This is a genomic window from uncultured Vibrio sp. (assembly GCF_947488985.1).
In the GTDB taxonomy this organism is placed as follows: domain Bacteria; phylum Pseudomonadota; class Gammaproteobacteria; order Enterobacterales; family Vibrionaceae; genus Vibrio.
In genome coordinates, this window is the sequence record NZ_CANLBV010000118.1 from 1 (window position 1) to 8,842 (window position 8,842).

Sequence of the window (8,842 nt, forward strand, 5' to 3'; positions counted from 1 at the left end):
ATACGAGACAAGGTTCACTCATTACCGCCCATGCTGGGTAAATTTTAACAGTGACAACTATCCTGCCAGAGGGGGGGAGTCCCAAGCAAAAGGAATCAACTGCACACAACCATCTTCAAATTCGACCATGTACTGCTGAAGTGGTTCAAAGGCGAAGGTATAGCTAATTTTATAATCTTTGAATTGACCTTCTGGTCCTTCGATATTGACCCAGAACTCATCACCCCTACGAAAAAATTGATTAGCTTTGCCGTTATGAGTCACCGTTTGATCGTTGAAATTGCCCAATACCGATTCATCAGAAGCGTGTTTCATCGCCATATCATGATGAGAGCCCTGCCACGCTTCGACTTGTGTTCGATGACAATCAATACAAGCTTGTGAGCCAATATAGGAAACATCAGAACTTATATATGATTCATCAGAGCCAGTATACGTAACCTCAGGATCGATATACACCACCTCTGATGCTACATGTGACGCGTGTTCTGTAGCAAACATATTGAAGCTGAGTAACGCCAAGAACCCGTAGAATACGACAACTCGCTGCTGTTTCAGCCCATTCACTCGTGAGCACAACCATATCGACATAACATCCCTTGTTTTTATTCACCCTTATGCTTAATAAGGTAAACTTAAAAAACCAGAATTTACAATTATTTACTGGCTGCTAGAGGCATAGTTGTGATGCATATGCACCACTGCTCATCATTCATCAATATACTCACAAGAAAGAGCTCCTAAGAGCTCTTTTCATATAATTAATAAACCCATACTACTGTTTATTTGTTATGAGACTCATGAAGCTTCAACCTAACCTGATCCAAGCTAAAGCTCGCGGCTTCTTGGCGCAGTGGATATTCAGCAAACGTTGCTAAAAACTTCCCAACATACGCTTGTGCAGGTACAAACATATGGTTGCTAGATTAAAAATAAGTCTTACGTTAAGTTTCGGTGAATTTTACAAAATATTGACTATGTTCCTTGAAATCCTTCGTTCTGCATGAGATCGTGATTTATCAAACCAAAAACGACTGTATCATTATGAAAAAATTACAAGCTATAGCTCTGCTTTCCACACTTCTTACCGCCCCTCATGTGTTGGCAGACGTGACAATTCAAGTGCCCTCTAGCGTAGATATCTTAGCGGTAAATGAAGCTAAGCCAGACCTCGACGGTGGTTTTTTCTCTTCTAATAAAACACTAACTCTACCAGACGGTCAAAACCAGATCGTGTTTCAATATCAACTCGCTTTTGACAAAGGCAACGAACGAGAATTTGTTGATAGCAAAGCGATTATTGCAACCTTCGATGCTACTGACGCCGAATTGACGTTCGATATGCCTAAGTTCCGTAACATGTCAGAGGCGAAGTCAGGCTTCAAAAACCTAGATTGGAACCTCGTTGATGAGAACCAAAACACCATCACTGTTAAACAAGATCAGTTAATTAAAGATGGTATGCAGATTGGTCGTAAATTCCCTCAAGAAGCAATCGAGTACAACAAGACAGGTGGCATTGCGGCACTAACTGCGGCAGCAGTACCTGTTGCAGCTGCTATTTCTGTTTCTGCGCCAGCTGTTGCTGAGCCAGTAACACAGCCAGCTAAGATCCAAGAAAAGACGGCTGAGGCTAAGAGCACGGCAAATACCGCCGAAGAGATGCTTTATTTCTGGTACGAGAAAGCTGATGCTGAAACCCAACAGAAATTCAAAGATTACGTGAACAAGTAGGTTCATTACTCTCTCGTTCAAAATATAGAAGCTGGCGCAATGCCAGCTTCTCTGTTTTATACCTTTAACTAAAAAATTCCTTTTTGCCCTCACGTCTTTACTTTGTAATTTCTGACCACTTATTATCACTACTACAACCATCTACACTTCATGACTAACTGCCTTTGATATTGATAGCAATCCAGACTCTGCAAATTGATCTATCGCGACTGGACTTTCGTACTAGGTCTAGAATTAACGGATAAACTCAAAGGAAGACACTATGCTTAATCAATTTACCAAAAACCTATCAGTGCTCGTAGCCACGCTTTTTTTTACGGCCTTCGCTTACGCGAACCATCACGGAATGAAGAAGGATATCGTTGATGTAGCGGCTAAAAATGGCTCCTTCAACACATTGGTCGCAGCAGTAGAAGCGGCAGGCTTAGTTGAAACACTCAAAGGCGATGGTCCATTCACTGTATTTGCCCCTACAGATGAAGCATTTGCCGCCTTACCCGATGGAACAGTCGATATGCTGTTAAAGCCCGAAAACAAAGATAAGTTAGTCGCAATACTGACCTACCATGTGGTGCCAGGGAAAATAATGTCTGCTGAAGTGATGAAGCTTGACAGCGCGGTAACGGTGCAAGGTGAAGCAGTGATGGTAGCAATAGATGAAGGTAGTGTGATGATCAACCAAGCGAAAGTCGTGATGCCAGACGTTAAGGCAAGCAATGGGGTCATCCATGTGATTGACGCAGTATTGATGCCAAAATAAAACGTTAGATCCAGAGTTAATTACACAGTCATCAAATATTCAAAAAGGGTGTGGCTATTCATACCCTTTACTTACCCACCTTTCATCTATCGGTACAAAATAAAGATGGGCAACTAAGTAGTCAAAATTCTGGCTGCTGCATAACCTTTAATGGAATATAAGCCGCTCAAGACTCGTTTTATCTGGAATCAACCGTATCCATTACATTACATTAGCTAAACTGTATATCGAATTGAGAAAGCTTACCTATTTAATAATCAAGGGAATCGAGAATGAGTTTGAATATGCAAAATTTTAACCCCATGGCGATAATTACCCCCTATTCATGGCACTGGTCATGTTCCCTATCTCTGCTGAAGTCAATCAAGAGCAATTTGAATTAGGTAAGCAAAAGGCCAAAGTATGCATGACCTGCCATGGCGTTGATGGCATTTCAACACAAGATCCCTATCCTAACCTTCGTGGTCAAAAGATGGGGTATCTCATATCCTCCTTAAAAGATTACCAAACAAGGGAAAGAACCAGTGGCATAGCGATTCTCATCCAGCAACAAGCCGACACGCTTTCAGACCAAGACATCCGCGATATTTCCTATTTCTATTCAATGCTCGGCAACACTTCAAGCCAAGTCAGTGATTCAAGTCCAGTGAGCGATTCAAACACGGGCAGCGATTTAAAACTTTAGGCAATGAGCCTTGTTATGGAACAAGTGACAACGCACTACAGCATTAAGGTTGTGAAATACTTTATCATCGCGTCCTTAGTGTGGGCGATTGTAGGGATGATCATCGGCGTGATTCTCGCCGCGCAATTGTATTGGCCAGTCTTAAACTTTGACTCACAATATTTCCAGTTTGGTCGACTTCGCCCATTACATACATCCGGGGTGATATATGGGTTCGTCGTAAATATTTTGATGGGCATATCTTTGTATATTTCCCAGCGAACAGGCCATTGTGAAATATTCAATAAAAGCCTGTCTTGGATGGTGTTCTGGGGCTGGCAGTTAGTATTGATGCTTGCGCTCATCTCCCTCCCTGCTGGCTACACGACATCGAAAGAATGAGCGGTCAAGAATGATGAGTGGACTATACAATGAAACAAACTTGTATATAATGCGATCAAAATCGCAGAACCAAAATGATACCAAGTACATAATATGTGTAATTTCAAACAATGTACTAGGGACAGAAACAGGTATGGAAACAACAGCACTCATCTACGACACGTTGGAAGGTCTATCGAGCGCAAAGCCACAACAACACGCTCAAATCCGACAAAATCTATATAAACAATTAGATTTGTCATTTGAGCAGCAGTTGGCTTTGTATTCATCAGTTCTTGGTCCAGCAAGTGCTGGTAGGTTGACAGATTTGGAACGCGCTGTTAGCTCTGCACGCAAGATTTTAGGCTTAGGGAACAGCTAATCAATATTTGGCGTCATCAATATTTAGCTTTATTGACAACGCTGCCACTAGGCAGCGTCTTTGTTCTCATTAAGAGGATAAAAGTCGTGTAGCAATCTATTTCGGAAGATTCTCTAACGTTTCAACCATACTCATTAACTTATCGACAATTCTGGCTCCATCTACCCGCAAACCATTGTGTTCATACTCGTTAGTAATCCATGCTTTAGAGTTAGGGATATTAGCTAGCGTTTCACGGCTATAATCCAGCTCAACGTACATATCGTCAGCATAAACCGCACATGCCATTGGAACATTATTTTTACTCAACTGCAGCGGATCGTACAAGCTACCCCAATCTGATTTCTCAGCCAAAATATTCGCCGCCTCACGCAGAGGCTTCAATGTTTCTAGTTGGTCGAACATCCATGGGTACACCATTTCTCCGGTAAACCAGAACTCCGCGCCCGATTGATAGTTGAAATGCGAGTACTGCTGACGAACACGATGCGCCGACCAGTTTGACGCCGCTCCTTGACAATAAATAGACTCATGCAAGATCGCGTAAATTGGGTTGGTTAGATAACCCTGCTCTTGCTGCATTTGATTTAAGAAACTATAGCTCAGCTGCTTGTTACCATTTACTTCAACAAAAGCACTTTCCAACGTGAAATACATCGGTAGATTTGCTTCACCGCCGCCAAGATTAATTCCTATCAACTGGAACTGTTCAACCGTGAACGGCTGACCGTTCGGCAGTCTCACATCATTGTTTAACAGATGATCTGAGATCTCGCGGCACATGGCCTGTGCTTGCGGGAACTGGGCAAAGAACGCTTTGTTTTTATCTTCGACTCGCTTATAGGTGGCACGATAAACATCATCAGCCTCACGCTCAATAGAAGGAATGCCGCCTGTCACATAACAGCGCTGTAGGCTTTGTGGGAACAAAGATAGATAACTCAGCGTGCAAAAGCCTCCGAAGCTTTGACCAATCGTTGACCACTGCTCAATACCGAATTGCTCACGAATCGCTTCAGCGTCACGAACAATGTTGTCGGCTCTGAAATGCGTTAAATAGTCGGCTTGTTGCTGTGGCGATAAATGCGCCAATGTTTCATGACTAATCACTGCACTGTTACCTGTACCCCGTTGGTCAAGGAGCAAAATACGGTAGTTTTGTAGTGCACGCTTTAACCAACCGGATTCGCCACTGGCTCGTGGGGATGGAAAACCAGGACCGCCCTGAAAGTAAACCAACCACGGCAGCGCTTGCTCATCCTTTGCGAGATCCACCAGCTCACGTGCAAAGACTTGGATCTGTTGTCCATCTTTAGCTTGGTAATCGAGTGGTAACTCAAAATAGTGCTGACGATACAGGATGGTTCCATCAATAAAGTTAGCTTGCACGCTTCATTCCTTTTTATCTGATTCTAATGTCATCGTTACGAATAAAAGTGGTGCCCCATGGCACACATAATTATACCAATCGTAGTAAATAACTGTTCATCCTAGCTTGTTAAAACACTCGATAACTTCATTGGAATTTTTGATTGTAGAATAGCTACTTATCGAAAATATCGTCTTGTTTTCAACCGTTTTCTCTACGCTATTTCTGCTCGCTTACTTACTGTGATTGGTATGATCAAGATACGCATAGTAGCTTATAAATGAAACCGTTTGTTGAGCCTGAATGTGAAGGCACTTCATTAAAGCGAAATATGTAGCCCTAGAGAACATCAACAAGGCAATATAGGCATTAACTTTGCGTAAGCTCAGCTTGAATTGGCGAAAGCCGTTGCTCAGTTACGCGCATCAGAACTGACTTCTTCTCACACAAGACACTGAGAATAGAACTTAGATGTTTGACGCTTAATATGTAAATAGTCTACCCACTTAAACATGATTTAAGTGGGCAGACTACATCAGAAATCCTCCTCTCTTTTAACCCTCCCCTCCCTTTCAACTGCCCTAATACATCCTTTATCACCGGCGCTTACAACATTATTTCTCTGCAAAACGGGCTTGGTGTGGGTCGAGCTCATGACCTAGCAGTTGTGTTAGTGAATGATATAACTCAGGCTTACGACCACGAATCCAACGCCTTCCGGTACACATGTCTAACTCTTCGGCTTTTAGCTCAGCAATTACCATGTCGTTATCAACGCTGTCCGTCTCAGTGATGATTTCCCCATAAGGGCTTAAGATCATCGCATTACCTGTTCTAACTTCATCCATATCCACACCCACACCATTGCTGAACACCACAAACATGCCGTTGTCGTGTGCTCTTGCAGGCAACCAACGCATTAGCCATTCGCGCCCATTCTTACCCTGCATTTCAGCACGAATCACCTCTGGGTTTTCATCTCGGTTAAACCATAAATCTGGGTCAATTCGCTTCATCGCGTTCGGGCTGCGTGATTGACAACCACCCGTCTGGTGCGGTGCAATCAATATATCAGCCCCTTTCAACGCAGTGATTCGTACGTTCTCAACCAAGTTGTTATCCCAGCAAATCAGGATACCCACTTTGCATCCATGAGGTGTATCGAACACCGTGTATTGGTCGCCGCTGCTCATGTGCGAGCTAACGAAAGTGTGCAGTTTACGGTGCTTTTGTACCTCGCCATTGGGCATAGCAAATACATAAGTGTTGTAGAACTCGCCATCCACACCCCGCTCTATCAAGCCTGCGCCAACACTCATTCCAAATTGTGCTGCTAGTACAATCAGCTTTTGAGTCGATTCACCACTCGGCACAGGTTCCGCTAACGCTTCAATATCCCCCCGCGACAGTGCAGACACATGCCAATACCCTGTGATGCACATTTCTGGGAAGCTGATAATCTCCACACCATTGTTCGCTGCCTGTTGAACGTATCGCTCAATCACCGACAAGTTATACGCTTTATCGCCTGCATGATGGTTAAACTGAACCGACGCTACTTTGATGTCTCTTTTCATTACTCGTCCTCAAATTTCGCTTTATCTGATTTGCTATGAACTCAGTATAAAAAATCGATTCAATTCCATATAATGAAAGATATTCTTAGTTCAATGAGCATTTGGAATGGAATTTGATTTACTGAAGGCATTTTGTCAGTTGGCTAAATCGGGAAATTACCGCTTGGCATCAGAGCAGCTCTACATTACTCAATCGGCACTCACCAAAAAGATTCAGCGGCTTGAATCCAATATTGGAACGAGTCTGTTTTCTCGTGGCAGGAACGGCGCAGAGCTGACGCATGCAGGCAAAACCTTGCTACCGGAAGCCAAACGTTTGGTTCATTCAATGCAAGCATTTGAGCAGCTTTCAGGCTCCGTAGTGAATGGAACTCAGGGACATTTGAACATCGGCTTTGGTGTATCTACATACCATGACGCACCTAAGTTGATTGCGGCTTATAAACAACAGTCCTCAGACGTTCACATCACCTTAAATGACACTCCCTCAAAGCAGCAAACAGACGAGCTGTTAAGCCATGAACTCGATATCAGTTTCAATCGAATCCCCAGTTCGTTAAATCTAGATAGCTTAACGCTGTTCAATGATTCGCTTGTAATAGCGATACACAAAGATCTTCTCAAGCAAGCGCCAAACAAAGATCAGGTTATCTCTGAATTACCTAAGTGGCCTTATCTAAAGTTGGCTCAGCACCGTGGCCCCGGACTAGACAAGCAGATCCAACAATATTGTCTCGCCAATAATATCGACCTATCCAAGACACAAGAAGCCGATGATATTCTTACCCTACTGGCGTTAGTATCGGCCAATATCGGCTTCACCATAGTACCTAGCAGCGCGCTATACATTAGCAATACCAAGGTTGAGTTCATTGCGTTACAAGGTAAACACGCCACTTGGCCTGTCGGATTAATATGGAATGGGGAGAGTGAAAACCCACTCAGGGATAAGTTTGTAGAGTTTGTGGCGAAGCAGGTAGGAAGTCGCTTATAAGTCAGCGATGGCTATTAGTGCTTAGGTAAGTGCAGTGCCAGTGTAGTGGTAAACATGGTGACAAGTGCAATATAAAGCGCACTGCACTTTATATTGCATGCTCGACATGAAGAGTGGCTTCTTCAGCTCACTATAAAGAATCAAAGCTGACTTGCTTCAAACCAACTACGGATATGCTGCGCAACAATCTTAGGTTGCTCCATTGTCGATAAGTGCCCACAGTCAGGAATGACATGAAGCGACACCTGTCTAATGTGTTTTGCCATTAACAGGTGATTATCGATTGGACATAACAGGTCATCTTTGCCTGTAATGATCAACGTAGGAACCTGGATATCGGCCAGTAGTGGCCTCGCGTCAGGACGAGTCGCCAACGCTTGAGCGTGAGCCTCAAACCTTTCAACGCCAATATTGTTCGCTATTTGCGTGATTCTTTGAGTCAGCTCTTGATTCGCTAGCTGGTTCGGATGGATAAGCACTGGCATTAAAATATCAGGCGTTATTGACTCAAACTCCCCTGCTTTTGCTTTATCAACCAAGGGGCTTTGTTGCGTAATTCAATGGAACTAAATCCAGAACCTACGATCTGATCTGCTACGTTAACTCCCTCTCGCAGCCCTATACCTAAACCTCGTTACAAAACAACCAACTGGAAGCAATACAACCAATCACTCATTAACCGTGGATCTCTAACCTTTTGGATTGATGAAGAGGCAATAGGCGGGTGGGCGCAAAGCAAACAGAATAAGCGTGGGAGGCCACGTCGGTTCAGTGATTTAACGATCACGACAGCACTCATGGTGAAGCGAGTTTTTTCTATGCCACTGAGAGCGCAGCAAGCTTGCTGCTAACTGGCAAACAAAAAGAAATGCACCTTTATACAGTCAAAGGTCAGCAAGCAGAGTATCCCCCTCTGGCAGGATAGTTGTCACTGTTAAAATTTACCCAGCATGGGCGGTAATGAGTGAACCTTGTCTCGTA

Annotated in this window: 6 protein-coding genes and 6 pseudogenes; 8 read left to right on the plus strand and 4 right to left on the minus strand. The window is 43.6% G+C overall.

What is annotated here, in order from left to right; translation table 11 throughout:
• Nucleotides 1–75: 75 nt before the first annotated feature.
• Nucleotides 76–591: pseudogene (locus tag Q1A70_RS17665) on the minus strand (multiheme c-type cytochrome); the annotation flags it as partial.
• Between the two features lie 453 nt (nucleotides 592–1,044).
• Here Q1A70_RS17665 and Q1A70_RS17670 point away from each other — a divergent pair.
• The 5 genes and pseudogenes from Q1A70_RS17670 (at nucleotide 1,045) to Q1A70_RS17690 (ending at nucleotide 3,921) form a co-directional block, all read left to right on the plus strand.
• Nucleotides 1,045–1,734, plus strand: coding sequence for a DUF2057 family protein (locus Q1A70_RS17670; RefSeq protein ID WP_299694722.1), 690 nt, complete (start codon nucleotides 1,045–1,047; stop codon nucleotides 1,732–1,734).
• 262 nt (nucleotides 1,735–1,996) lie between these two features.
• Nucleotides 1,997–2,494, plus strand: a complete 498-nt coding sequence (locus Q1A70_RS17675) for a fasciclin domain-containing protein (protein ID WP_299694719.1) — start codon at nucleotides 1,997–1,999, stop codon at nucleotides 2,492–2,494.
• Nucleotides 2,495–2,766: 272 nt separating this feature from the next.
• Nucleotides 2,767–3,179, plus strand: a pseudogene (locus Q1A70_RS17680) (cytochrome c).
• A gap of 15 nt (nucleotides 3,180–3,194) precedes the next feature.
• A pseudogene (locus Q1A70_RS17685) lies at nucleotides 3,195–3,557 on the plus strand (cbb3-type cytochrome c oxidase subunit I); the annotation flags it as partial.
• Nucleotides 3,558–3,693: 136 nt separating this feature from the next.
• Complete coding sequence (locus Q1A70_RS17690) at nucleotides 3,694–3,921, plus strand: PAS factor family protein (RefSeq protein WP_299694713.1); 228 nt, start codon at nucleotides 3,694–3,696, stop codon at nucleotides 3,919–3,921.
• A 96-nt stretch (nucleotides 3,922–4,017) separates the two neighbouring features.
• Here Q1A70_RS17690 and Q1A70_RS17695 read toward each other — a convergent pair whose 3' ends face one another.
• The gene (locus Q1A70_RS17695) at nucleotides 4,018–5,310 is read right to left on the minus strand and encodes an alpha/beta fold hydrolase (RefSeq protein WP_299694709.1); all 1,293 of its coding nucleotides are present in this window, start codon (nucleotides 5,308–5,310) and stop codon (nucleotides 4,018–4,020) included.
• Nucleotides 5,311–5,611: 301 nt separating this feature from the next.
• Between Q1A70_RS17695 and Q1A70_RS17700 the strand changes: the two are divergent.
• Nucleotides 5,612–5,748, plus strand: a pseudogene (locus tag Q1A70_RS17700) (F0F1 ATP synthase subunit epsilon); the annotation flags it as partial.
• Between the two features lie 156 nt (nucleotides 5,749–5,904).
• Here the strand turns inward: Q1A70_RS17700 and Q1A70_RS17705 are convergent.
• Nucleotides 5,905–6,867 carry a nitrilase family protein gene (locus tag Q1A70_RS17705; protein ID WP_299694706.1) on the minus strand — a complete coding sequence of 321 codons (963 nt, stop codon included), beginning with the start codon at nucleotides 6,865–6,867 and terminating at the stop codon, nucleotides 5,905–5,907.
• 106 nt (nucleotides 6,868–6,973) lie between these two features.
• Here Q1A70_RS17705 and Q1A70_RS17710 point away from each other — a divergent pair, with 106 nt between their 5' ends.
• The gene (locus Q1A70_RS17710) at nucleotides 6,974–7,861 is read left to right on the plus strand and encodes a LysR family transcriptional regulator (RefSeq protein ID WP_299694703.1); all 888 of its coding nucleotides are present in this window, start codon (nucleotides 6,974–6,976) and stop codon (nucleotides 7,859–7,861) included.
• 140 nt (nucleotides 7,862–8,001) lie between these two features.
• Here Q1A70_RS17710 and Q1A70_RS17715 read toward each other — a convergent pair.
• Nucleotides 8,002–8,412: pseudogene (locus tag Q1A70_RS17715) on the minus strand (alpha/beta hydrolase); the annotation flags it as partial.
• Nucleotides 8,413–8,481: 69 nt separating this feature from the next.
• Here Q1A70_RS17715 and Q1A70_RS17720 point away from each other — a divergent pair.
• Nucleotides 8,482–8,694: pseudogene (locus tag Q1A70_RS17720) on the plus strand (transposase); the annotation flags it as partial.
• Nucleotides 8,695–8,842: the final 148 nt, after the last annotated feature.

What these genes read in the sequence shown, in the direction of transcription:
- Q1A70_RS17670 (WP_299694722.1), top strand. Translation starts at nt 1,045, where the DNA reads ATGAAAAAATTACAAGCTATAGCTCTGCTTTCCACACTTCTTACCGCC.
- Q1A70_RS17675 (WP_299694719.1), top strand. Translation starts at nt 1,997, where the DNA reads ATGCTTAATCAATTTACCAAAAACCTATCAGTGCTCGTAGCCACGCTT.
- Q1A70_RS17690 (WP_299694713.1), top strand. Translation starts at nt 3,694, where the DNA reads ATGGAAACAACAGCACTCATCTACGACACGTTGGAAGGTCTATCGAGC.
- Q1A70_RS17705 (WP_299694706.1), bottom strand. Translation starts at nt 6,867, where the DNA reads ATGAAAAGAGACATCAAAGTAGCGTCGGTTCAGTTTAACCATCATGCA.
- Q1A70_RS17710 (WP_299694703.1), top strand. Translation starts at nt 6,974, where the DNA reads ATGGAATTTGATTTACTGAAGGCATTTTGTCAGTTGGCTAAATCGGGA.